This window comes from Acinetobacter gyllenbergii, assembly GCF_001682515.1.
Classification (GTDB): Bacteria; Pseudomonadota; Gammaproteobacteria; order Pseudomonadales; family Moraxellaceae; genus Acinetobacter; species Acinetobacter gyllenbergii.
The window spans coordinates 374424-397953 of the sequence record NZ_KV575261.1; the positions used below are offsets into that span (position 1 = coordinate 374424).

Here is a 23530-nt window from a genome sequence, read left to right on the forward strand (position 1 = left end):
TCAGCGCATACTGCTTTTTTAATTTTCAAATTACAAAGATTTAAAGCATATGCTGACTTTTAGACCACCATATTGAGACAGTGCGAACTCAATTTCCCCATGATGAAGTTCAATAATTTTTTTACAAATAGATAAACCCAAACCAGAGCCTTGTGTTTTGCTTCCCAAAGCCCGATAAAAACGCTCACCCAAACGTGCCAAACTTTCTGCACCCATCCCTTGCCCTTCATTTTCTACAATCAAAGCCAAATATTGCTGCTGTTGCTGTAAAGTGATATAGACTTGTCCATGTTCTGGCGTATACCGAATGGCATTATCCACAAGGTTTCGAACACAGGTAAAGATGAGCTGCTGATTGGCAAGAATCTGACCTTGCAGATCTGCCACATCCTGCCAATGCAATTGGATATGCTTTTCCTTGGCAAATAAGTGAAGTGCCTGTATTGCCTCTTCAACAATCTCCTGCATCGAAAAATAAGTTTTGGGTAAGTTTTCCGCATGCTCAGGATCTAATCGCGCCAATAACAATAGATTTTCTAAAGTTTGAATTCCCCGACTCACGTCTTGCTGCATTTGTGAAAAATCGGCAGTACGTTCTGGATATTTACGTTGTAACAACTGTAAACGCATCTGAATTGCGGACAATGGCGAGCGTAACTCATGCGATGCATCTGCAGTAAAACGTTGTTCAGCCTGCAAAGAATGATCTAGACGCTGCAGTAGCCGATTGAGCTGAGCCAACATCGGTTGCAGTTCTTTTAACTCAACTTCACCAGAGGAGATGGGCCTAAGATCATCCGCATTCTTGGCCGAAATTTGTTTTGATAATTGATGAATCACACTAAATTGGCGCTTGATCAGGAAATGCAGCATGATCCACTGCATTAACCACAGCAAAATTAAGACCAGTGCATATCCCATAAAGCTATGCAGCAAATCTTGAAAACGCTCTTCTAAAGGTTGCAATATCAACACTTGCATATGCGAATTTTCATCTTCACCCGCATAACTTCGCCATAGCTGACCTTTCTGCCAAATCAAGCCGTAGTCGCCATGTGCGGCCTCAATCAAACTGTAATACTGTTGATCGAGTTGAAAGTCTTCTGACTGGGTGAGCACTTGCTGCTGATTGCTTAAACGATATTGAATATCAAACTGATCACTGAGTTCATCAATTTGCTGCCCAGAGGGGCTGGTTAAATCTGCGATAAGCAGCATATCTGAAATCTCATCCATGATTTCGTCTTGTACTTGCATGGTTTGGTAAACAGAAATGACCGCGAATAAAAGCAATGCCACACATCCAGCAACGATGGAGCTGATTAACGAAGTTTTGACCAGTTTACTTTGTAAGGACAGCACTTTCATTCTGTTATTCCTGATGCATGCGATAGCCTAAACCACGGATGGTTTTGATATATTGTCCACCAATTTTCTTTCGAATTTGATAAATAAATACTTCAATGGCATTGCTTTCAATTTCATCGCCCCATGCATATAAAGATTCTTCCAGTTGTTCCCGTGTCAAAATGTGATCGGGCTTTTGCATGAGTTTATGCAAAATCTGAAATTCTTTCGCGGTCAGATTAATGGCCTGCCCTGCTTTGCTCAGTGTTTTGGCTTGTGGGTCCAGCTGTAAATCGGAAAAATTCAGGTACTGTCCCGCTTGAGCTTGATGCTGACGTAATTGTGAACGAACCCGTGCCGAGAGTTCCTCTAAATTAAATGGTTTCACCAAATAATCATTGGCGCCCAAATCCAAACCTTCGACCCGATCATGAATATGGTCTTTGGCTGTAATAAAAATAACTGGAGTTTTACTATCCTGACGGCGAATGCATTTTAGAATGTCGTCACCTGTAGCCTGTGGTAAGCCCCGATCCAATAAGATGCAATCATATTGATGCTGTTCGACCGCCAAGATCGCATGATCACCACGTTCCACCCAATCGACACTATAGCCATCCATCTCTAACCAGTCTTTAATACTCTCTGCCTGAGAGGCATCATCTTCAGCCAATAAAATTCGCATAAAAAATAATCCTCTCTCTTGATCTATAACATTTTTCTGGGAATAAAGCATAAGCAAAAAACCACATGATTGTCATGTGGTCTTTTGAGATCATCAGCTTGCTTAGAATTGAACTTGATCTACATCAACCTCAACACGTTTGGCTGGTTTATAATCAATATCAATTTCACCAATCAAGGTTACAGGTGTTTTTGCCGATACAGCTTTACCTTGCCATAAATCATCATCAATATCGACGGTGATTGAACCAGTTTGATCGCTAAACTGATATTTCTCATCGCCAGTCGCCTTCACCACATAACCTTTTAATTGCACTGGCGTATCATCTTTCATCGTCAATGCTTGTTTAACGGTCGTCGTTTGAGTGGGCGCTATCGCCTGTTGATTCACAGCATTTGTATTTGCAACTGCAAAAGTTGTCACACCAACCAAACCAGCAATTACTGCAACTTTAGAAATAACGTTCATCTTGATACCCTCATTTTGGCTTCTTCATTTCGATGTAGGCATTAAAACAAATGAAGATGAGGTGAATCTGAAGATTCAAATTTTCTGTTTAACTTAAAGGGACGACACGTAAAACCTCTTCCAACGTTGTCACCCCTTCAATAACTTTACGTGCCCCTGCGATACGCAAAGGTTCAATGCCTTCTTTCTTGGCCTGTGCTCTTAATTCATTGAGTGTAGCGTTTGCACTGATTTGTGATTTAAGCTCCAAACTCACTGGCATAAACTCATATATCCCGACACGGCCTTTATACCCCGTATGGCGACACGTTTCACACCCAACCGCTTTATACATCGTAGTCGGCATGTCCATCATATAGTCAAAGGTGAGATGTTCCCATTCTTGTTCATTGATGGCGGTTTGCTGTTTACAATGCGGACAAAGGCGACGTACCAAACGTTGTGCCAATACCCCTAAAATTGTTGCTGCAGTAAGAAAGGGCTGGATTCCAAGATCATGTAAGCGAGTCAAACTCGATGGCGCATCGTTAGTATGTAACGTAGAAAGGACTAAATGACCTGTTAATGCCGCTTGAATCGCCATATTTGCGGTATCGTGATCACGAATCTCACCGACCATGATAATGTCAGGGTCTTGACGCATTAAGGCGCGAACCCCATCCGCAAAGCCTAATTCAATGTTTGGATTCACCTGCATTTGGTTAAAGCTTGGTTCCAGCATTTCAATCGGATCTTCAATGGTACAAACATTGACCTGTTCGGTTGCCAGTTGTTTTAATGATGAATACAGCGTTGTGGTTTTACCTGAACCTGTCGGGCCTGTCACCAAGATAATGCCATGACTATGCTGAGTGAGTTGCTGCCAACTCTGCAATAAATGCCCTTCAAAACCCAATTGCTGGAAACTACGGACCAACACTTCTGGGTCAAAGATACGCATTACTAATTTTTCGCCAAAAGCGGTAGGTAAGGTAGAAAGACGTAATTCTGTTTCTTGCCCTTTCGGTGTACGCGTTTTTAAGCGTCCATCTTGCGGTTTTCGCTTTTCCGCCACATTCATACGGCCCAAGATTTTAATGCGTGAAATTACCGCGGTGAGTGTATTGGCAGGCATGTTATAGATGGTATGCAAAACACCATCTATACGGAAACGTACCTTACCTTTATCTTTCCTTGGCTCTAAGTGAATATCACTGGCACTTTGCTCGAATGCAAATTGCAGCACCCAATCCACTAATTTCACAATATGCTGATCATTGGCATCTGGGTTTTGGGTATCGCCTAACTGTAATAAAGCCTCAACCCCTTTATTTTCTCGATCATAAATACTGGCATTTTGCGATGAACTCACGGCCCGACTGACTTGATAATATTCAATCAGATAACGTTGCAGTTGTTCGGGATTGAGCAGCACTTTCTCAATTTTCTTTGGTGCTAAACTCCGCTCCAAGTTGTTGAGCCATTCGGTGGTAAAGGGCTGATCCGTCCCAATCAAAATCCGATCCGCATGCACTTCAACCGCTAAAATATGGTTTCTAACCGCAAACTCTTGTGACATCACACTGGTTAGAGCAGCGACATCGGCTTTGAGTGGATCAATCACAAATAAAGGAATATCTGCTTTTTCAGCCAACCACTGACACAAGCGATTCATCGCTAGTGTAGAACCCTGATTGAGTTGATCTTTTAAATTAAAATTGGCAATCCACTGCAAAGGATGCCATTTCAACTGATCTTTCTGACGATGTGTGGTTTGGATAAGTAACTTATCCCGTTCAGTAATCCGACCATCTTTCAGTAGTTGCTCTAAGCACCACGTCACATCAATCGTAAACGAAAAGTTTGCAAATTTTGCCTGCGCTTGTATCACCGTCAGTTCCCCAAATGTATGACTCAATTATTTTTTTAAAGTTTTTAGCTTTGCTCTACAGCCACTACGGTGACAGTCCGGTCATCCACTGTAAAACGAATATTCAATTCTGAAAAACACATCCCATAGACCCGCTCAGCATCATCTTGATACGCAGGTCGTGGATCTAAAGATAACACTTGTTCCAGTTCATCGAATATCTTTTTATTTAAAATCCCATCATTTAATAACTGTTGCTGCTGTGACTGTGCAGTTTCCGTCCACACGACTATTTTCCGTACTGGCTCTTGTTGGGCATAACCACTGACCGAATCTTCAATCGAATCGGAATATTGGATATACGGTTTGATGTCTAAAATCGGTGTGCCATGTAATAAATCACTGCCCATAATATACAGGCGAACGGCTTTAGCCTGCTTTTCAACACGTAGAAAACGTACCACCGACAAGCCGATGGGTGATGGCCGATACATGCTACGTGTCGCAAAAACACCTATTTTCTGATTACCGCCCAGTCGTGGTGGACGCACCTGTGGACGAAATTTAGACATTTGATTCAAAGAGTTATCTTGATTTTTGTTTTCATGAAACTGCCATAGCAGCCACAAATGACTAAAATCTTCAATCCCTTCAAAAGCCAAGATATCATTATAAGGCTCCGCCATCTCTATATAGGACTCGACTTGTACGAGGTTTGGCTGGCGTGGGATACCAAATTTCTCCCGATAAGGAGAATGCATACGGCCAATGATCGGCATGACTACTGAGTTGCTCATCACTTTTTCTTATAAACACAATTAAATATATTCAGTTTATCGAGAATGATTTTAGATTAGAATAGCGATCTGTTTCTTTTAACTGTGATCGAGACCTTTAATGGCTGCTTTTAACGTTGAACGCATTACTCATGTTCACCACTGGAATGACACGCTTTTCAGTTTTAAAACTACACGCGACACCAGCTTACGTTTTAAAAATGGTCAGTTTGTGATGATCGGCCTTGAAGTGAATGGTAAGCCTTTAATGCGTGCTTATTCGATCGCGAGTGCGAATTATGAAGAAGAACTCGAATTCTTCTCTATTAAAGTACAAGACGGTCCATTAACTTCTATCTTACAAAAAGTACAAGTGGGCGACGAAATCCTGATTTCTAAAAAGCCTACAGGCACTTTAGTACACGATGATTTATTACCAGGTAAAAATTTATACCTTTTATCTTCTGGTACTGGCCTTGCTCCATTCCTTTCTCTACTTCGTGATCCTGAAACTTACGAAAAGTTTGAAAAAGTAATTATGGTTCACGGTACACGTTATGTATCAGAACTTGCTTACCAAGATTTGATCTTAAATGAACTTCCGAACCACGAGTTCTTTGAAGAACTCGGCATCAAAGACAAATTAGTTTACTACCCAACGGTGACACGTGAACCGTTCCACACTCAAGGCCGTGTGACCACAGCCATTGAAACTGGCGAACTTTTTGAAAAAATTGGTTTACCACGTTTTAACCGTGAAACTGACCGTGCCATGCTGTGTGGTAGTCCTGCCTTCCTTAAAGATGTTGCAGCACTGCTTGATGAACATGGTCTGGTTGAATCACCTCGTATGGGCGTGATGGGTGACTATGTGATTGAACGTGCATTTGTTGAAAAATAAATTTTTTCATTGAAAAGGTGCTTTAAGCACCTTTTTTTATAATTAAAAAAAGGAAAATCCATTGATGACAACTCAAGATTCAACGATAAATATTGAAGACTATAAAAATATCATGCAGTTTTTTTATGACTTTAATGATGAGAACACTGAAAAACGTAGTCAGGCACTGGTTTGGTTTTATGAAAACTTTGAATTGGTCTTATCATTTCCCCTCTATTTATCCATACAAGCAATAGAAGGTATCAACGAAAGTCACATTAGCCCTCACATTCATATTTTAGAGCTAAAAGATGATCAGGGTATCTCCCATCCAACCTATGTGATTGCAACTTATGCATTTCAACCCACTGTTGAAATGCAAGAACCGCTCTCAAACGCTGAGTTTAAATGTATCAATCTTGAACTTGGCAAAATTATTTTCAATATTTTTCCAGCGATACAACAAAAATATGAAAATACCATCATCTCTATTTCATTTCCTAATGATATTCATCAACAGTTCTTTTTAGACCGACAAGAGAGTGCATTTATTAGTTTATTTAAGGATGATATTGAGATTTTAAGAAAAATAGCATTTACCGCATTATCAAGCCAAGATTCCAATTTAAGTGAAGAACTCTGGTCACGCCACTTAAATCACCGCCAATTTAGACAGTTCATTTATAGTTTTGGCTTAGAGCACCCCGAAATTGAAAAAATTTGGTGTTGGGGTCTTGGGAATATACTTTACATCACACTTGATTGCCCATCTTCGTGTTTCAAACAATATAAACAGCTATTAACACTGGAGTTATCAGCAGTTATAAAAGATTCTGAACTTTCATTACAAATTTTAGATTTAGATCAATTAGAAAAAAATGAAATACAAGAAAATATATTAGCCGAAGAATTTAGTTTATTCTTCCAAAGAACATGGAATCATTTTTTCTTATTTCGCTGGTGGCGTAATTTTCGAAAAATACCTCTCATTACTGTTAAGGACCAATGATAAAACAGTGTCATCTTTTTATAACTTATAAGGATGACACTGTTATTTAAGCTAAGCTGCTTCTAAATGAATCAAACGTTCAATATAATACCAACACTCTTCGATTTGAGCATGATCCTTATTCACTTTTGCATAAGCGGTCATACCATCTAAAATATTTATATACATTGCAGTCAGCACGTGAGGTTGAAATACTTGAGCCTTTTCAAACAAATCTTCCACCAAAGCCATTAACCACTCTCGATATTCGACAATTGGCCCAATAATAGAAGGATATTGTTGTAGAATTTCTAAAGAAGCTTTTTGGAACATACAACCATGAAAATCATCTGAATTAAACCAAGACAAATGCCAAAAATACACTGCCTTAATTTTCCCTAAATAATCCTCTTCTGCGATTAAGCTAATTTCATGCTCAATAGCCGCCTGAATACTTTTATTCCTTCGAGACAAGCATTCTTCGATCAAGTTCTCTTTGGATGGAAAGTATTTGTAGAAAGTCATTTTGGCAACACCCGACTCACTAATAATTCGATCCACACCCACAGAGCTGTAGTTATGACGGTTAAAAAGGTCTAGAGCCGTTGCAATAATATCTTCTTTTTTTGACATTTTATTATCCTTGTAGAATTCTATCAAAAAACTTAATGCATTATTTAGACATAGTTTACATGCTGGAAAGTTCTGGCCACTATGTATGTTATGTTATTTTAAGAGCATTATAGAAAAGTCGCATTTTCTTTATTGTTCCTCTTATAGGGTATGTAAAAATTAGTCTACATACAAGATCATTTGTAAAAAAATCTTTCTATTTTTAAAATATTTCTTTTTAACGTGAAGCAATTCACTGTTTGCTTACAGTTAAGTTAATTCATAAACTTTCTTACTATTTTTTAGCCGACTTAATAAATTGATTTCACAAAAAATTCATTTTATATTTAAATCATCCAATAAAAAGATGTTTGGTTGAACTAATAGTTATATTCATAAGCAACCAAAGAAAATCTAAGTAAATAATTGGAAAAGCAATAATATTATTAATTCATCGAGTACAAAACTATGCCTAAAAAATTTGAAAACTTTAACGACCCAAGACAGAAAGCTATTGAAGGAATGAAGAATAGTATTTCTACTGAACAATGGAACAAGAACTTGAACTTTCTGAAACAATTACGTGCAGAAATTTCAAATCACCCTGTTTCACGTCATCCAGCTATTCAACTTCTAAATGACGGTGTTATTGATAAAGAAACCTTAAAACACATTCATTTAGAATATCGCCATGCCATCGTACAAGTATTTACGGATGCATTATTGATGGCACAATTTCAAACCAAACAACTAGAGCCGCGTTTATTATCAGGTTCTAAAATGTTCCCTCGTTTTTTACTTAATCTTAATATTCTGGATGAGTTCGGTTTCCGCCCAGGTTTAGACGAAGAAGGATACTATTCAGGCAACCCTGAATATGCCCATTATCCACTATTTGAAGACGTGTTAAATGACTTTGAACTGAGTCAAGCAGAACGTAATGACTATCAACCGTCGCTCATTTCGCAACGTGTTCGTAGTTATCTGGAAAATGCATTCCATAGCTATCAAGCCGTTTCAGCATTATTGGCTGTGGCCGAAGAAGAAGTAATTTTATTTAGCCCAGCCTTACGTCAGGCAACCAAAGCTGTTGGGTTTGATGTCGACAGCGGTTATTACTATGTACATGGTGTTTCACATGATGCCTCAGCAGAAGCTGCAGATGATGATCATGAGGACGATTTATGGTTCGTGTTGGCGCAAGCTTGTGTTGAATCTGAATATGCGTCGATCCGCCAAATCTGTCTTGAATACTGTGATTTATGGGAACAGTTCTGGGATGAACAAATTGCCTATTATGGAACATTCAAAAAACTGGCTTAATTTCTTTCGCACAACGAGCCATCTTCAACTTTTTAGTTGAAAGATGGCTCTTTTAATGCCTTGGAGAATCTGCAAAGGCATCAATGTTAAAACCTTCTCCTCTGCTATTAAGATGAATTTAACCGAAGTTAGCGACTATTTACGATATAATTCAACTTTCTTTCCCCGCAAACGTTTCGCACATGTTTTCACAATTTGATGTCAACTTATTGGTTCTGCTTGTTTTATTGGGCTGCGGTATCTTTAGTCAAAACACGGCAGTAACGATCGCAGCTGCTTGTCTGATCTTGGTTAAATTGACTCCTCTGAATCAGTTTTTCCCCTATATTCAAAATCATGGTTTGAATATTGGCATTATCATCCTGACCATCGGTGTCCTTGCACCCATCGCAAGCGGCAAAATCAGTGGTGAAAGCATCCTCAAATCATTTATTAGTATTAAGTCATTAGCTGCAATTGCAGTTGGATTATTGGTGGCTTGGCTGGGTGGTCGTGGCGTTAAACTGATGAGTAATCAACCCGATGTGGTTGCAGGGCTTTTGATTGGAACCGTGGCAGGCGTTGCGCTATTGAGAGGTGTTCCTGTTGGTCCACTGATTGCCGCAGGGATATTGTCCTTGCTGATTGGTAAATCATGAACGGATAAACTAAAAAAAAGAGAGGCTTCTCACGCGTTAGTAAATAGGTAGTGGTGCTGCCACTACCTGATAACCAACAATCGCTGCTTACTGTTCATAATATACGGTGCGTAACTTGGAAAACTTTTCTAGCTGCTTAATAAAACCTTCAAAGTAATTCTTTTCCTTATCTTCACTACGATAACCCGCGTAGAGCTTTCGTCTTAAACCTTGTGGCGAAACACAATCTAAACGGCGACTCACCACCCAGCCTTTTTGCTCATACTCATTCACCACCCAGTCAGGCAATGCGGCAATACCACGCCCACTGGCAACCAATTGGATCAACATTTGAGTTAAATCGGTGGTACGAATATGTTTGGGTTGAATATTGGCAGGAATAAACAAGTGCGCCATGATATCAAGACGATGCTTATCGACAGGATAGGTAATTAAAGTCTCTTCTGCCAAATCTTCGACTGAAACCTGCTCAGCACGCACCAATGGATGGGTATTGGAAAGTACTAAACGAGATTCATATTCAAAGATCGGGAAGTATTCAATCCCTTTTAGCGCAATTGGGTCAGCCGTAATCAATAAATCAAATTCCGCATTTTGCAATAACTCGTGCGGATTGGATTCAAAACCTGCTGCAAAGTCTAGGTCCACATCAGGATATTGCAGGCGATATTGATTGAGTAATGGCATGAGCCAATCAAAGCAGCTATGGCATTCCGATGAGAAAATAATTCGTCCCGTTTGCCCATGTACGATACGGGTAATATCGGTTTGCGCAATTTGTACCTGTGGCAATACATCATCTGCCAGTTTAAGTAAGCGTTCACCTACATTGGAGAAGCTCACCGGACGACTACGACGATTAACCACTTCTACCCCATACCAGTGATCCAATTCTTTTAATTGATGTGAAATTGCAGATGGCGTAAGACATAAATCTGTTGCAGCAGATACCAAGGAACCGTGCTCTCTTAAAGCAATTAAAGTTTTTAAATGACGAAGTTCTAACACGACCACAACCATTATTGAATTTAATTCATCTTAACATGATATTAATTAGTTTGTCTCAACATAGGCTTTATTTCATGATTTACCCATTCACACTCGTTTAAAAACTCAACACACCAATTGCTGTTAATACACGAATGCTTTTGGTATTTAAAAATTTTCAGCTTGAGCTGAGAACATTTCATGGAATTGAACTGCCATAAACATTTAAAACTTTTACAATAGACGATTCACTTTTGCAGACCACGCTAACGATGACACGACAAAGTCAAAAGACGCTTGAACGTCAAATGCTCAGCCTACCCGAAGGGCACGACAAACTGTTGCTGCATTCATGCTGTGCGCCGTGTTCAGGTGAAGTGATGGAAACCTTGATTGAGTCTGGCATCGACTTTTCGATCTTTTTCTATAATCCAAATATTCACCCTGTGAAAGAATATTTGATTCGTAAAGAGGAAAATATCCGCTTTGCCGAAAAGCATAATATTCCTTTTATCGATTGTGACTACGACACTGACAACTGGTTTGCCCGTGCCAAAGGCATGGAAAATGAGCCTGAAAAAGGCATTCGCTGCACCATGTGCTTTGATATGCGTTTTGAAAGAACAGCGCTATATGCCTATGAACATGGCTTTAGTCTGATCAGTAGTTCACTGGGCATTTCTCGCTGGAAGAATATGCAGCAAATTAATGACTGTGGTCTGCGTGCCGCTGCACATTATCCAAATATTCAATATTGGGATTATAACTGGCGTAAACATGGCGGCGCAGTACGGATGCTAGAGATCAGCAAACGTGAAGAATTTTATCAACAGGAATACTGTGGTTGTGTTTATTCGCTTAGAGATAGTAATCGCTGGCGTATGAGCAATGGTCGTGACCGTATTCAATTGGGTGTGAAATTTTATAGTAATGCAATGGATGATGAGTCAAATCAATAAAATTGACCTCGAAATAAAAGGCTAATTCAGATGAATTAGCCTTTCCGCTTCTTAATTTACAGCAACACTGATGATGCTATAGAACTGATTGCTTGGCTTTTGCTTCGCATCGACTGCTTCGCTAACTTCAATCAGATATTCACCTGCTTGAGCAAAGACTAAATCAGCACTGCCATCTGCGGCGGTCTTCAAGCTAATGCCTTGCTTATCGGTTGCACCTTTAGCACGAATGACCACATTAGCATTGATCAATGCTTGATTGGCTTTCGATGCTTTAATTTTCACGGTTTGATTGGCCTTTAGCTCACTTGGATGGGTTAAAAACTCAACTTGAATCGGTGCTGTGCTTGCCTGCACTGGCGTATTCTTCTCTTTAGATACATAAGTCAAAAATGTCCATTCACGGGTAATTTCAACAGGTGTAAATTTTTTCGCTTTTAAATCTGAAGGAATCACAAAATCACGTTCAGCTTTTGCAGGCGCTTTGTCTGCTGGCATATCAAAGAACATTTTCCATTCTTTTTGATCTTGCACATATTTCAATGGATAACTGACGCTGGTTTTGACCGTATAAGTGCCTGCTTCAGGCAATTTCAAGTCAAATACAGTTGCCGAACTGAGCTTAGAATCTGGCTCAATCGTGGTTTTAGTTTTATTCGGAGCGGTAATCTCAAACTTCGCATCTTTTAATGCATATTCACTTTGCAAAGCTTCTTCTGCATAACCCGAGATAATTGCAACTTGGGTTTGTTCCGTTGTATATGCAAGTGGCGCAACATAGGGTTCATGAGCAAAGCTATAAGCTGAAGCAAGCAACAATGAACTGATCAATAATTTTTTCACTCTCTTTCCACCCTTATAAAAATTCAGCTAAAAAACGTCTGTTTTGCATTATACATAAATGAAAATAATTATCATTCAATTAATCATTTTTTATGCTGTCTCTCCAAATCAGTTGAGATAAAAATTGTGTTCTATTTCACTTTTCTGAATGCGAGTCGAATATAATACGGTGGTACTTTTTAACTCGAAATATTATGTCCTCACCAAGCTCTCCCTTAGATTCCACACCTTCACACAATTATTCCTTATTTCTGGTTATTTTCTCCCTTGCTGTTGGTAGTTTCTGTATTGGCACCACCGAATTTGTGGCCATGGGTTTGATTCAGGAAATCGCCACCGATTTAAATGTCAGTGTGCCGCATGCAGGCTATTTCATCAGCGCCTATGCCCTCGGTGTCATGGTGGGTGCACCGATTATTGCGATTTTAGGTGCAAAAGTACCGCGTAAGACGCTTTTACTTAGCCTGATGCTTTTTTATGGTTTGGCCAATGCTGCGACGGCTTTTGCAAGCACACCAGAAGCCATGCTGTTGTCTCGCTTTATTGCAGGTTTTCCACATGGTGCCTACTTCGGCGTAGCGGCCTTAGTTGCGGCTGAACTGGCGGGTAAACAGCGCCGTGCAACTGCGATTGCACAGGTGATGATGGGGCTCACCATTGCCAATGTCATTGGCGTGCCGATTGCCACTTGGCTGGGTCAACAATTTGGCTGGAAATCAGGTTTTGAGTTTTCTGCGGTGATTGCGTTTATTACCCTCATTGGTGTCAGTTTATTTGTTCCCAATATCCCATTGCAGAAAACTGCCAGTATCAAAGCGGAGTTGGCGGGTTTAAAAAATATCAATATGTGGCTGACCCTTGCCGTTGGTGCAATTGGCTTTGGCGGCATGTTTTCGGTGTATAGCTATGTCTCACCAATCCTAACCGAATATACCCATGCTGATATTCGTGTAGTACCTGTAGCGCTCGCAATTTGGGGCATTGGTATGGTGATTGGTGGCTTGGTTGCCGGCTGGTTGGCAGATAAAAATCTATTTAAAACCATTATTGGCATTCTGATCAGTTCGGCACTCGCCTTTGTCGCTGCCAGCTTTATGATGTCTCATCTCTATACCGCAATTGCCGCCTTATTCTTGATTGGCTTTACCGTGATCGGTCTTGGTGGTGCTTTACAGACCCATTTGATGGATATCGCAGGTGATGCACAAACCTTAGCGGCATCACTGAATCATTCTGCGTTTAACTTGGCCAATGCACTTGGTGCTTTCTTGGGGGGGTGGGTCCTCAGCCACAATATGGGTTGGTTAGCACCGATCTGGGTGGGTTTTGTATTAAGTTTGGGCGGTCTGGCGATTCTATTGATTGCACTGGCTTATGCCAAATATTCACAAAAAAATGAATCTGCCGTATCTTAACGGCAGATTCATGCACTGATTTTAATGCACTAATTTTGCAATCTGTCGATCATGCCATTTTGATAAGAATAATAAGGCGCTGATCGACCCAATCAAAGCAAAAAACATATCTGACTGTGTATCCCACTCATCCCCTTGCGTACCCAAAAACTCTTCGGCTCCTTGGCCCAAAGACAATGCAGCGGCCCATTCAATCAATTCATAGCCCGCACTAATCGCCATTACAATACAGATCACAATAAAACTGAGCATTTTGCCTTTGCTTAAAATACGATTTCGAATCAGAATTTCACGCGCAGCTATGGCAGGGACAAAGCCCTGCATAAAATGTCCGATCTTGTCGTATGGATTCCGTTTTAAACCCAACCATTGTGCAATTTCAAAACCCAAAGGCACGCGTGCGTAGCTATACGCGCCACCGACAATCAACACAACGGCATGCAAGAAAATCAGTACATATAACAAATGACTGAGCGGGAAAGCTTTATAGGTCGTAAATAATAACGGGACCACGATCAATACGGGGATGATTTCAAGCCACCACGTGGTTCGATCGAAAGGCTGAATTCCAGAAATCAGCAGCAAAATGGCTAAAATCGCCGTGCCCAAATACAATAAAGAAATACGCATGATGTTATAAAAGTAGTGATTTATTAAATTCCATCATATAAAAAACCCAAAGGAAGTCCTTCGGGTTTTTGTTATAAAATCAGCAGATTGAATTTTTATTTCACCGCATCTGCCACTTCTTTTAACATGGCCTTCATGCCATCCAAGCCATTATTCATCAAGTACCAGTTACTTGAATCCAGATAAACAATATTGCCATTTTTCGCTGCTTTGGTCTGGTTAATAATCTTGTTATTCAAGACCTGCTTGGCACCTTGCTGATTTTCAGTAATCGCAGCACCACGGTCAATCACAAACAGATAATCAGGATTTTTCTGAGCAATAAATTCATGCGACACCGCCATACCATGCAAGCCGACTTTGATTGAAGGATCTGCTGGAGTAAAACCATAGAGGTCATGGATATTACCGAAGCGTGAACCTGGTCCATAAGCCGCAATTTTGCTGTTATTGACCAGAACCACCAAAGCAGTTTTAGCTTTAGTTTTGGCTTTTAATGCGGCTATATCTTTTTCCAAAGTTTGTAATTGTTGCTCCGCTTCTGGCTTTTTGCCCACCATCTCGGCAATATTCAGGGTTTGCTGCTTAAATGAGTTGAACTGATCGTTATAGTCCACATCAACAAAATAAGTCGGTGCAATCTGTTTAATCTGTGCCACCAGATTTTCCATTCGTCCGCTCATCAAAATCAATTCAGGTTGGCTGGCTGCAATTTTTTCCAGATTTGGTTCTTTGACTGTACCGACATCCAGATATTTACCCTCATTAAAGTCTTGCAGCACTTTTGGCAACGGGGTGCCTTTGGGTAAAGCCACCACTTTGTCATCCGCGCCTAAAGCATGGATGGTATTCAAAGCACTGGTATCCAATACCGCAATGCGAGATAAATTTGCAGGAATCGTGATTTGACCCGCCTTACTGTCGAAGCTATGCGTATCCTGTGCAGCAGCCGTATTTCCTTCCTGTGTTGCAGAAGGTGTGTTGGAATTACCACATGCAGCCAAGACCACACTCAGCATCATGACTGGCAATGTTTTTTTGAAAAGCATAACGAACTCCTAACTAATGAAATACAAACCTAATTTGTGTTGTTGAACCTGTTGAATCGGGATATGAAAATCGAAAATATCCTTGAGAATGCGTTCATCCATCATCTGCTGTGGATGACCTTGATAGACCAATTGCCCTTCTTTCATGGCAATAATGTGATCCGCATACACTGAGGCAAAATTGATGTCATGAATCACTACAATGATCGACTTACCGTGATTTTCAGCCAGATCTTTTAGCACCTTCATAATTTGTGAAGAGTGCTTCATATCCAGATTATTCAAAGGTTCATCGAGCAAAATATAATCGGTGTCTTGTGCTAGAATCATGGCGATATAAGCACGCTGACGTTGGCCACCAGACAGCTCACTGAGTTGGCGATGGCGCAGTGCCTCTAAATCCATATAGGCAATGGAACGGTCAATCACTTCACGATCTTCTGCGGTCAAGCGTCCTTGTGAATATGGAAAACGACCAAATGCCACCAAATCTTCAATACTCAGCCTTAACTCGGTATGGTTGGACTGTTTTAAGATGGCCAGTTTTTTCGCAATCTCGGCGCTTTTCATCTGGTGTAAATCTTGCCCATCCAGCAACACTTGCCCTTGATCAGCCTCGATTAGGCGGCTCATCAGCGAAAGTACGGTACTTTTGCCCGCACCATTCGGGCCAATGAACGCCGTAAACTGTCCTTTGGCAATACTTAGTGAAAGCTCATGTACCACCTGCTGTTGCTGATAGCTTTTGCTTAAATTCTTTAGCTCTATTGCCATTTTTTATTTTCCTTCAGTAAGATCCAGAAGAAATAAATTCCACCGACAAAATTAATGATCACACTCAACGTGGTTTTGAAATTCAATAGATGCAATACGATAAATTGCCCGATCATCAAACATAGGATGCTGACCAGAATAATGCCGAGTAATAAGATGTGATGCTGATGGGTCTTGAACAACTCGAGGGTAATGTTGAGTACCAACAAGCCAAGGAACATCATCGGGCCTGCCAAAGCAGTTGCTGAAGCCAGCGCCAATACCACCAGAATCAATAACACGCGACTGGTCTTGTCATAATCCAGACCCAAATTTAGAGCATGATCGCGTCCCAGCGCCATCACATCCAGCTTGTGATAGTGCTTTAAGCTATAAAACAGAATCGGCACAATGGTCAGCAAAGACAGTCCAACCGTTTCCATTTTCACCGCATTAAAACTGGCAAAACCGGCATAGGCTGCAATCTGAAATTCATCAGGATCGAGCAAGACCTGAAAGAAGGTGGTCATATTGTCGAATAAAGTCGAACAGATCAGCCCCACCAACAACAGAAAATAAATATTTTGCTGTGCAACTTTTTGGAAAATAAACCGATATAGCAACAAGGCAAACGTAACCATGAGCAGCAAACTGATCAAATAATCGGTAACAAAGTTGAGTGACAGTAAAGTGCTCGCACCAAAGAAATAGATCATCGCTGTCTTGGACAATTCATATAATTTATCCAACCCTAAAGCCTGCGGTGTCACCACTCGGTTATTCACAATGGTATGAAAGACCAAAGTTGAAACACCAACGGCGACGCCAGCGACGATGATGGCAGCAACGGTTTTTAAACGCAGACCGAGAGCATATTGCCATGCCACCCCTAAATTCCAGCCCAGATATAAGGCAATGCTCAGCAGCATCAAGAGGGCTAAAACAATCAGTTTGGTTTTATGAGGCATAGCGATATCTCCTGAGCAATAACCACAGGAAAATCACACTGCCGACAACACCCATAATCAAACTCACTGAGACCTCATAGGGATAAATCACCACCCTGCCAAAAACATCACAAAGCAATACCAGCAAAGCACCGAGGAGCGCCGTATGTGATAAGGTTCGACGAATATGATCACCTAAATACAGACTGACCAAATTCGGTACGATTAATCCAAGAAAAGGAATTGCGCCAACGGTCACAATCACCACACCTGTAATCACCGAGACAAGTAACAAACCCAGAAATAAGGTCTGTTTATAATTCAGCCCTAAATTGGTGGCAAAATCCTGTCCTAAGCCTGCCAAGACAAAACGATTGGCAAAGACATAGATCAGGATCAATACAGGCACACTGAGATAGATCAGCTCATATTGACCATTTAAAATGGTGGAAAAGTCCCCTTGCAACCACCCAGCCAAGTTTTGTAATAGATCCATTTGCAAGGCAATAAAGGTGGTAAAGGCCGAGATAATACTGCCGAAAATCATGCCCACCAGTGGAACAAAGACCGTATCTCGATGCTTGAGGGTCGCCAGAATGCTCATAAATGCCATTGCACCCATCAGTGTCACGGCAATCGCAAAGCCAGTTTTGACAAAGATTGAAGCGCTTGGCAGTAAGATAATCGAAACCAGTACCCCCAAACGGGCGCAGTCATATAAACCAGCAGTGGTTGGAGAAACAAAACGGTTGCGGCTAAGGGATTGCATAATCAAGCCACAGACACTCAGGCCCGCACCTGCCACAATAATTGCCATGAGACGCGGTAAACGACTGGTCCAGAACAATTGCCATTCATGAGGATTACCAGCCCACAAACCCGCAAGACTCATCTCACCGACACCAACAAATAAGGAAATAAATGCCAATGGAAGCAATAATAAAATCAGATAACGCCGCTTAATCATGTTGGGAGAACTTCATAGGATGCGCAAACTTAAAATAAGCTTAAAAAATACAAAATAGATAACAAGAAATTATCACAAATGATAAAGATTATTGTTAACTTTTTTAAATGAAATATCATCGATGTGAAGTACCACTGAATTAACAGAACTTTTAATTTTTAATAAAAATGCCCTAAGGCTCAGTGTTACCGAGCTTTAGAGCCAAATTAAGTATTATTTAATCAGAATAAATAACTGAGTATTAGGCGCTTATGCTGAAGCCTTAAGCTACATTTTTATAATAAATTTCAAGTTATTCAGGAAGTTTTTCGCCACAATGTGGGCAGTAACGGCACAGCTTCTTTTCCTGCTCCTGATCTTCAAGCAACTTTTCTCTGACCAGTTGCATAATAATTTCATGGGTCTGCTCTTTGGGTAAACCGACCTTTTTGCGAATCCGTTCAATTTCCACTTGATCATGCAGCAGGTCTAAACCTTTGGCCTGTAGTACTTCCCGAAACTCTTGCTCCAATCGCTGATTACGCATATTCAATTCATTGGCAAGACCAGAAGCCAAAATACCCGCTGGTAAAGCGGCAATACCTACCCCGAGAATGGTAATAAATGCACCGAGTATCCGCCCCAAGTTAGTCACAGGGGTCACATCGCCATAACCAACTGTAGTTAAGGTAACCACTGCCCACCACATCGATTGCGGTATTGAGCTAAACGCCTCAGGCTGGGCTTTATTCTCAACCACATAAATCGCAGAAGCCGTCATCACGATCATAATCACCAAGATAAAAATAACCGCTTGAAATGAGCCTTTTTCGCGTTGAATCACGCGCAATAAAATTTGTAGCGAAACAAAATAACGGGTTAGCTTGAGTAAACGAACCAAACGTAAGACGCGTAAGAAACGTAAATCAATCGGCACAATGAAATTGAGATAAGCAGGTAAAATCGCCAATAAATCGATTATTGCCCCGCCACTTTTCATCCAGCGAACCCGTTGTTTCCACGCAGCCTCTTGTGGCTCCTCCTCAACAATACTCCAGAGCCTAAGCAGGTATTCGCCACTAAAAATCATGATCGAGAGATTTTCAAAGATATCGAAATAAGGCTTGTACAGTTGATAAAATTCGTTGACGGACTCCAACAAAACCGCAGCAACGTTGCCAATAATCAAGGCAATCAATAGATAGTTTAGGCAGGTACTTACCGTACTTTTATAGTCATCATTATGCAGATTGTCATAAACAAAACGTCTTAATTGCTGCCATGAAAATTGAGTCATACCATACTTATTGTTTAATCAAGCAAGCCAAAAATGTAGCACGTTGCTCTCGTATTTAATAAGGGATTTTAAGCTGAAGCTCTATTTTCTCGTTTAAAACAAAAGCATTCACCAATTGATTGGCCTATATCACGCTGTTTCAACAAAACTTTCTTTGCAGTTTGGCGCTTGCTTCAACGATAATAAAAGCTTAGTGGTTATTTTCTTTAACGATTCATTCATAAAGAACTATAAATTTTATTAAACCCGTACAACAAGGGGAAATTACATGGGATTTAAAGCTCTCCCGACGCTGATCTCTTTATTTATTGCATTACTGATCTGGTTCGTCATTCCTGTACCGACTGGTGTTGATCCTGATGCATGGCATTTATTGGCAATGTTTGTTGGTGTGATTGCCGCCATTATCGGTAAAGCCATGCCGATTGGTGCAATTGCGATTATTGCCATTACTTTAGTCGCCGTGACAGGTGTGACTAATAACAGTCCAAGTGGTGCTATTCAAGATGCCCTCAGCAGTTTTGCCAACCCGCTGATCTGGTTGATTGGTATTTCAATTATGATCTCCAAAGGTTTGCAAAAAACTGGATTGGGTGCACGCCTAGGCTATTTATTTATCGCCGTTTGGGGCAAGAAAACCATTGGTATCGGTTATAGCATGGTGCTGTCTGAACTGATTCTTGCACCTGTGACCCCAAGTAATACCGCACGTGGTGGCGGGATTATTCACCCGATTGTCCGTGCAATTTCCACCAGTTATGACTCTGACCCTGCTAAAGAGACTGAAGGTCGTATGGGGAAGTATTTAGCTTTGGTCAACTACCAAGCCAACCCGATTACTTCTGCCATGTTTATTACCGCAACCGCCCCTAACCCACTGGTGGTTGATCTGGTGGCGAAAGCAACCAACAGTCAGATTTCCTTGAGTTGGAGTACATGGGCGCTGGCGATGTTATTACCGGGTTTAATTGCCTTGATCATCATGCCATTGATCATGTATTGGATGTATCCACCTGAAGTCAAAGAAACCCCAAATGCAGCTCAGTTTGCCAAAACCAAGTTAAAAGAAATGGGCCCTGTCAGCAAAAATGAAATCATTATGCTGGGCGTATTTGGGATTTTACTACTGTTATGGGCCGGCATTCCTGCCATGATTTTCGGTTCGGCTTGGGCGGTTGATCCCACCACGACAGCCTTTATTGGTTTAGGCTTGCTGCTGATTACGGGTGTACTGACTTGGGAAGATATCCTGACGCAAAAAAGCGCATGGGATACCATCACTTGGTTTGCGGCCTTGGTGATGATGGCGACTTATTTAAATAAGCTCGGTTTAATCACGTGGTTCTCAGGTGTGTTAGAAACAGGGATTGGTCATTTGGGCTTGAGCTGGATGCCTGCCTGTTTATTGCTAATGCTCGCCTATCTGTATGCACATTATATGTTTGCCAGTACCACCGCACATATCACCGCCATGTTTGCCGCCTTTTATACGGCTGGACTGGCATTAGGTGCGCCACCGATGTTATTTGCCTTAATGATGGCAGCGGCTTCGAGCATCATGATGACCTTAACCCATTATGCAACGGGCACATCACCTGTGGTATTCGGTTCAGGTTACACCACACTGGGTGAATGGTGGAAAGCGGGCTTTGTCATGAGTGTGGTCAATATCATCATCTTTGTGGTGATTGGCGGACTTTGGTGGAAAATGTTGGGTTATTGGTGATTTAATTTAAGCAGGCACTTCAAGCTAATTGAAGTGCCTTTCTAGCTAAAAATTGTTTTTATTAATATTTTATAATTCAGGAAGTAATTCTAATAACTTGTTCCTTGCAGTAAGAGCTGCTCTTTTTCCTCTAATTGTGGATGGATGCTGTATTCTGTAACATAAATATTTCTCATCATACATGAACTTATAAAGCTGAGTTTTATCAACTCCATGTTCTCTATAGTCTTGTCCTTTTGAATATAAGTCAGGATTAAAAAACGCCCTTCTATAAGTGGTATTCTGACTTCCATTTGCAAAAATAATAATATTAGGCTCAAAGTACTCAATTTGTGCATTCAATAATTCAAATGAAATATCTTTTATTTGCTCAAAATACTTTGATTTTATCGGACTTTTTTCCTTCCATGCAAAGCAAAATAAATTGCTGTAGATTAAGCCTTCCACCCCAGATCTATCAGCAACTGCGCGAGTAAAATCATGAAAAGTAATTTTTTTCGTTCTAGGTTCAAGCATCATTTTTTGGAAAAAATTCTTATTCTTTTCAATCGATTTAAGGATGTAATGGTCTAAAGCATACACTTGATCTAACTTAATGTTCCATCCTCGTGTTTCAGCCCCCACTATCATGATTCTATTTTTAGCTATCCAATAATTATCAGGCTCACTTGCAAGGAATAAACCAGATAATCCCTCTTTCCATTTACTATATTCATGTACTACATTAAAAAAAGACTCATCAACTTTAGAGAGTAATTTTAAATATTCTTGTTCTAAAACATTAAAGTTTTTCATTCTAATTGCTCAAAAAATAGGGCTGATTGCTCAGCCCTTATTTTTAGCTAAATCAAAAAATTAAGTCAATTGAGTAACTTATTAGATTTTCTAAACATCAAATCTCTTTATAAGTCTATATTTCCCTTACAACACGGAAACCCCACATGGTTGAACGTGCCTGAGACGAATAATATGCATTGCGGTAAGCCGTTCGTACATTATGTACGTTATAAATCCATGCACCACCACGTAATACAGGGAAATTACACAGACCATTATTTTCTGCACCCCAACGCACTTGTGTCGTTGGTGCACCTTGATAATTGGCATGCCAACAATCATCTACCCATTCACGTGCATTGGCGAGTACATCATATAAACCAAAAGCATTCGGTAAAAATGAGCCCACAGGTGCGGTATATGCATAAGCATCGTTACAGTTAAATGCCCGCCATGTGGCTGTATTGGTTTCTGTGGTCGTCGTGCTGACATCTAAAACATTGGCATACTTGCAGGCTTGATCACGCTCAGGGTCATTGCCCCAATAGAATGCAGTTGATGTCCCCGCCCGTGCTGCATATTCCCATTCAGCCTCAGTAGGCAAACGATAGGTTTTTCCTGTTTTTTCAGATAACCATGCTGCAAAAGCCTGACCATCTTCACGACGTACACACACAACGGGATCTTGAGCCGTTTGTGCAAACCCTGGATTACTCGGAGTTAAGTCATTGCGATACCACATATTGAACTCACCGTCTCGTGTTTCCCAACTTCGACATCCTTGCACTTCCCAGCCTGTTTCTTTCTGGAATTGCTGAAATTGAGCGACCGTGGTTTCATGCGAGGCCATTGCAAATGGTTGTGTAACATTGACTTGATGTTGAGGTAGTTCATAGGGTCTTGCCTGAGCTGGCACGCCCTCTCGCTCCTGCTCTTCCAATGTGCCACCCATTAGATAGCTTCCAGCAGGAATTACCGTCAACTCAGGACAAAAGCCATCTGAACAATCTTTAAATTTGAATGCTGCAACGGTATCTGCATTAACGTCGACATTGGTTAAACGTGCGGGTTGAATTGATACATTCATTTGTGGCGGTTTACTGAGCTGTTTTGTTAATAAATCAATCGTTCCCCGCCATTCATTCAGCATTTCACGCAGCATTGCAGGACGTTCCATACTCACGCCCGTACCGTCATAATCTGGCGCATTACAACGTTCACGGATAAAAGTGGCCTCAGAACCCAACTGAGTGAGCTTAGGCAACATACGCTGATCAATAAAAGCGGCTAAATTGTTCTGCTGCGTGGTTAATGACGCTCTTAAATCTTGCAAGGCGGTTAATGCTTTATGATTTTGTTCTATCGCATCTCGATATACCGCATCACATTGGTCATTTTTCCAAACAAGGTGCTGACTTAAAGCTGTTAAGGCCATTGTTGTTGTTTGCAGCTTAATGTCAGAATTTAATTTCTTCTTATCATCATCATTACAGGCTGCCAATAGGCACCCTGCGAGCACAATTCCTGCTGCTTTAGCATAAGCTTTGGCTAAAGTTTCCATCATCAAACTCCTTTTTATATGATTGAATAAAACCCTGTATGTTTACGCTAAACACAGTAGACACTGAGCTTGAG

At 40.8% G+C, this 23530-nt stretch carries 23 protein-coding genes; 7 read left to right on the top strand and 16 right to left on the bottom strand.

The window, feature by feature from the left end; genetic code table 11:
- Positions 1-30: 30 nt before the first annotated feature.
- The 5 genes from NG55_RS02015 to tsaA form a co-directional block, all read right to left on the bottom strand.
- Positions 31-1368, bottom strand: a complete 1338-nt coding sequence (locus NG55_RS02015; protein WP_065342161.1) for a sensor histidine kinase — start codon at positions 1366-1368, stop codon at positions 31-33.
- Positions 1369-1372: 4 nt separating this feature from the next.
- On the bottom strand, positions 1373-2032 hold the full coding sequence (locus tag NG55_RS02020) for a response regulator transcription factor (protein WP_065342162.1): 660 nt from the start codon (positions 2030-2032) through the stop codon (positions 1373-1375).
- A gap of 102 nt (positions 2033-2134) precedes the next feature.
- Positions 2135-2500 carry a NirD/YgiW/YdeI family stress tolerance protein gene (locus tag NG55_RS02025; RefSeq protein ID WP_004653936.1) on the bottom strand — a complete coding sequence of 122 codons (366 nt, stop codon included), beginning with the start codon at positions 2498-2500 and terminating at the stop codon, positions 2135-2137.
- Between the two features lie 88 nt (positions 2501-2588).
- A complete protein-coding gene (locus NG55_RS02030; RefSeq protein WP_065342692.1) occupies positions 2589-4367 on the bottom strand; it encodes a type IV pilus assembly ATPase TfpB in 1779 nt (592 codons plus the stop codon).
- Positions 4368-4414: 47 nt separating this feature from the next.
- A complete protein-coding gene (gene tsaA, locus NG55_RS02035) occupies positions 4415-5128 on the bottom strand; it encodes a tRNA (N6-threonylcarbamoyladenosine(37)-N6)-methyltransferase TrmO (protein WP_171257928.1) in 714 nt (237 codons plus the stop codon).
- Between the two features lie 118 nt (positions 5129-5246).
- Between tsaA and NG55_RS02040 the strand changes: the two genes are divergently transcribed.
- Positions 5247-6026, top strand: coding sequence for a ferredoxin--NADP reductase (locus NG55_RS02040; protein ID WP_005153604.1), 780 nt, complete (start codon positions 5247-5249; stop codon positions 6024-6026).
- A 64-nt stretch (positions 6027-6090) separates the two neighbouring features.
- Complete coding sequence (locus NG55_RS02045) at positions 6091-7014, top strand: hypothetical protein (RefSeq protein ID WP_065342164.1); 924 nt, start codon at positions 6091-6093, stop codon at positions 7012-7014.
- 51 nt (positions 7015-7065) lie between these two features.
- Here NG55_RS02045 and NG55_RS02050 read toward each other — a convergent pair whose 3' ends face one another.
- Positions 7066-7626: a TetR/AcrR family transcriptional regulator gene (locus NG55_RS02050; RefSeq protein ID WP_065342165.1), complete on the bottom strand. Its 561-nt coding sequence runs from the start codon at positions 7624-7626 to the stop codon at positions 7066-7068.
- 447 nt (positions 7627-8073) lie between these two features.
- Here NG55_RS02050 and NG55_RS02055 point away from each other — a divergent pair, with 447 nt between their 5' ends.
- Positions 8074-8928 carry a hypothetical protein gene (locus NG55_RS02055; RefSeq protein WP_016539840.1) on the top strand — a complete coding sequence of 285 codons (855 nt, stop codon included), beginning with the start codon at positions 8074-8076 and terminating at the stop codon, positions 8926-8928.
- Between the two features lie 182 nt (positions 8929-9110).
- Positions 9111-9566 carry a DUF441 domain-containing protein gene (locus NG55_RS02060; protein ID WP_004653942.1) on the top strand — a complete coding sequence of 152 codons (456 nt, stop codon included), beginning with the start codon at positions 9111-9113 and terminating at the stop codon, positions 9564-9566.
- Positions 9567-9653: 87 nt separating this feature from the next.
- On the opposite strand, the gene NG55_RS02065 is transcribed toward NG55_RS02060, so the two are convergent.
- Positions 9654-10574 carry a LysR family transcriptional regulator gene (locus NG55_RS02065; protein WP_167539922.1) on the bottom strand — a complete coding sequence of 307 codons (921 nt, stop codon included), beginning with the start codon at positions 10572-10574 and terminating at the stop codon, positions 9654-9656.
- A gap of 251 nt (positions 10575-10825) precedes the next feature.
- On the opposite strand from NG55_RS02065, the gene NG55_RS02070 reads away from it, so the two are divergent.
- Complete coding sequence (locus NG55_RS02070) at positions 10826-11512, top strand: epoxyqueuosine reductase QueH (protein WP_065342166.1); 687 nt, start codon at positions 10826-10828, stop codon at positions 11510-11512.
- 51 nt (positions 11513-11563) lie between these two features.
- Here NG55_RS02070 and NG55_RS02075 read toward each other — a convergent pair whose 3' ends face one another.
- On the bottom strand, positions 11564-12355 hold the full coding sequence (locus NG55_RS02075; RefSeq protein ID WP_065342167.1) for a DUF4198 domain-containing protein: 792 nt from the start codon (positions 12353-12355) through the stop codon (positions 11564-11566).
- Between the two features lie 194 nt (positions 12356-12549).
- Between NG55_RS02075 and NG55_RS02080 the strand changes: the two genes are divergently transcribed.
- Entirely contained in the window at positions 12550-13770 is a 1221-nt protein-coding gene (locus NG55_RS02080; RefSeq protein ID WP_065342168.1) for an MFS transporter, read from the top strand.
- Positions 13771-13791: 21 nt separating this feature from the next.
- Here the strand turns inward: NG55_RS02080 and NG55_RS02085 are convergent, their stop codons facing one another.
- The 6 genes from NG55_RS02085 to NG55_RS02110 all read right to left on the bottom strand — a co-directional run bounded on the left by NG55_RS02085 (position 13792) and on the right by NG55_RS02110 (position 19392).
- The gene (locus NG55_RS02085; RefSeq protein WP_065342169.1) at positions 13792-14400 is read right to left on the bottom strand and encodes a DUF2238 domain-containing protein; all 609 of its coding nucleotides are present in this window, start codon (positions 14398-14400) and stop codon (positions 13792-13794) included.
- Positions 14401-14495: 95 nt separating this feature from the next.
- Entirely contained in the window at positions 14496-15449 is a 954-nt protein-coding gene (locus NG55_RS02090) for a siderophore ABC transporter substrate-binding protein (protein ID WP_065342170.1), read from the bottom strand.
- A 9-nt stretch (positions 15450-15458) separates the two neighbouring features.
- The gene (locus tag NG55_RS02095; RefSeq protein WP_065342171.1) at positions 15459-16223 is read right to left on the bottom strand and encodes an iron ABC transporter ATP-binding protein; all 765 of its coding nucleotides are present in this window, start codon (positions 16221-16223) and stop codon (positions 15459-15461) included.
- Positions 16214-17170 (bottom strand): iron chelate uptake ABC transporter family permease subunit, encoded by a 957-nt coding sequence (locus tag NG55_RS02100; RefSeq protein ID WP_065342172.1) that lies wholly within the window; start codon positions 17168-17170, stop codon positions 16214-16216. The genes NG55_RS02095 and NG55_RS02100 overlap by 10 nt, the downstream gene beginning before the upstream one ends.
- On the bottom strand, positions 17160-18116 hold the full coding sequence (locus NG55_RS02105; protein WP_065342173.1) for an ABC transporter permease: 957 nt from the start codon (positions 18114-18116) through the stop codon (positions 17160-17162). The genes NG55_RS02100 and NG55_RS02105 overlap by 11 nt, the downstream gene beginning before the upstream one ends.
- A 292-nt stretch (positions 18117-18408) precedes the next feature.
- Positions 18409-19392: an ion transporter gene (locus tag NG55_RS02110; protein WP_065342174.1), complete on the bottom strand. Its 984-nt coding sequence runs from the start codon at positions 19390-19392 to the stop codon at positions 18409-18411.
- A 268-nt stretch (positions 19393-19660) separates the two neighbouring features.
- On the opposite strand from NG55_RS02110, the gene NG55_RS02115 reads away from it, so the two are divergent.
- Positions 19661-21118, top strand: coding sequence for a DASS family sodium-coupled anion symporter (locus NG55_RS02115; protein ID WP_065342175.1), 1458 nt, complete (start codon positions 19661-19663; stop codon positions 21116-21118).
- Between the two features lie 69 nt (positions 21119-21187).
- Here NG55_RS02115 and NG55_RS02120 read toward each other — a convergent pair whose 3' ends face one another.
- Both NG55_RS02120 and NG55_RS02125 read right to left on the bottom strand, forming a co-directional pair.
- Complete coding sequence (locus tag NG55_RS02120; protein WP_065342176.1) at positions 21188-21913, bottom strand: hypothetical protein; 726 nt, start codon at positions 21911-21913, stop codon at positions 21188-21190.
- Positions 21914-22028: 115 nt separating this feature from the next.
- Positions 22029-23456: a formylglycine-generating enzyme family protein gene (locus tag NG55_RS02125; RefSeq protein ID WP_065342177.1), complete on the bottom strand. Its 1428-nt coding sequence runs from the start codon at positions 23454-23456 to the stop codon at positions 22029-22031.
- Positions 23457-23530 lie beyond the last annotated feature (74 nt).

Excerpts from the sequence above, each read along its gene's own strand:
- NG55_RS02015 (WP_065342161.1), bottom strand. The coding sequence starts at position 1,368 with ATGAAAGTGCTGTCCTTACAAAGTAAACTGGTCAAAACTTCGTTAATC.
- NG55_RS02020 (WP_065342162.1), bottom strand. The coding sequence starts at position 2,032 with ATGCGAATTTTATTGGCTGAAGATGATGCCTCTCAGGCAGAGAGTATT.
- NG55_RS02025 (WP_004653936.1), bottom strand. The coding sequence starts at position 2,500 with ATGAACGTTATTTCTAAAGTTGCAGTAATTGCTGGTTTGGTTGGTGTG.
- tsaA (WP_171257928.1), bottom strand. The coding sequence starts at position 5,128 with ATGCCGATCATTGGCCGTATGCATTCTCCTTATCGGGAGAAATTTGGT.
- NG55_RS02040 (WP_005153604.1), top strand. The coding sequence starts at position 5,247 with ATGGCTGCTTTTAACGTTGAACGCATTACTCATGTTCACCACTGGAAT.
- NG55_RS02045 (WP_065342164.1), top strand. The coding sequence starts at position 6,091 with ATGACAACTCAAGATTCAACGATAAATATTGAAGACTATAAAAATATC.
- NG55_RS02050 (WP_065342165.1), bottom strand. The coding sequence starts at position 7,626 with ATGTCAAAAAAAGAAGATATTATTGCAACGGCTCTAGACCTTTTTAAC.
- NG55_RS02055 (WP_016539840.1), top strand. The coding sequence starts at position 8,074 with ATGCCTAAAAAATTTGAAAACTTTAACGACCCAAGACAGAAAGCTATT.
- NG55_RS02060 (WP_004653942.1), top strand. The coding sequence starts at position 9,111 with ATGTTTTCACAATTTGATGTCAACTTATTGGTTCTGCTTGTTTTATTG.
- NG55_RS02070 (WP_065342166.1), top strand. The coding sequence starts at position 10,826 with ATGACACGACAAAGTCAAAAGACGCTTGAACGTCAAATGCTCAGCCTA.
- NG55_RS02080 (WP_065342168.1), top strand. The coding sequence starts at position 12,550 with ATGTCCTCACCAAGCTCTCCCTTAGATTCCACACCTTCACACAATTAT.
- NG55_RS02085 (WP_065342169.1), bottom strand. The coding sequence starts at position 14,400 with ATGCGTATTTCTTTATTGTATTTGGGCACGGCGATTTTAGCCATTTTG.
- NG55_RS02090 (WP_065342170.1), bottom strand. The coding sequence starts at position 15,449 with ATGCTTTTCAAAAAAACATTGCCAGTCATGATGCTGAGTGTGGTCTTG.
- NG55_RS02095 (WP_065342171.1), bottom strand. The coding sequence starts at position 16,223 with ATGGCAATAGAGCTAAAGAATTTAAGCAAAAGCTATCAGCAACAGCAG.
- NG55_RS02100 (WP_065342172.1), bottom strand. The coding sequence starts at position 17,170 with ATGCCTCATAAAACCAAACTGATTGTTTTAGCCCTCTTGATGCTGCTG.
- NG55_RS02105 (WP_065342173.1), bottom strand. The coding sequence starts at position 18,116 with ATGATTAAGCGGCGTTATCTGATTTTATTATTGCTTCCATTGGCATTT.
- NG55_RS02110 (WP_065342174.1), bottom strand. The coding sequence starts at position 19,392 with ATGACTCAATTTTCATGGCAGCAATTAAGACGTTTTGTTTATGACAAT.
- NG55_RS02115 (WP_065342175.1), top strand. The coding sequence starts at position 19,661 with ATGGGATTTAAAGCTCTCCCGACGCTGATCTCTTTATTTATTGCATTA.
- NG55_RS02120 (WP_065342176.1), bottom strand. The coding sequence starts at position 21,913 with ATGAAAAACTTTAATGTTTTAGAACAAGAATATTTAAAATTACTCTCT.
- NG55_RS02125 (WP_065342177.1), bottom strand. The coding sequence starts at position 23,456 with ATGGAAACTTTAGCCAAAGCTTATGCTAAAGCAGCAGGAATTGTGCTC.